Raw genomic sequence first — 231 nt, 5'->3', positions numbered from 1 at the left:
CTATGGATCATGTACGCATTTGCTTCTGCAACGGGCCTTATGATCATTGGTAACATCACGACTATTGCAAGTGTTCAAGCGAACCTACCAAACGCGGTATACCTAGCATCTATCCTTGCAGTGTTTAACTCAGGCGGTCGTATCGGCGCTGGTATCCTATCTGACAAGATTGGTGGCTTACGCACATTGTTCATCGCATTTGCTCTGCAAGGCGTTAACATGGTTCTATTC

At 46.3% G+C, this 231-nt stretch carries 1 pseudogene; it reads left to right on the top strand.

Annotated elements, in window-relative coordinates:
• Nucleotides 1–231 (top strand): annotated as a pseudogene (locus AB4585_RS27080) (oxalate:formate antiporter); the annotation flags it as partial.

It is taken from the genome of Vibrio sp. 10N.222.49.C9, assembly GCF_041474985.1.
GTDB classification, from domain to species: Bacteria; Pseudomonadota; Gammaproteobacteria; order Enterobacterales; family Vibrionaceae; genus Vibrio; species Vibrio crassostreae_C.
The sequence above is the reverse complement of the archived record's forward strand: the minus strand, read 5'-3'. Positions and strand labels throughout refer to the sequence as shown.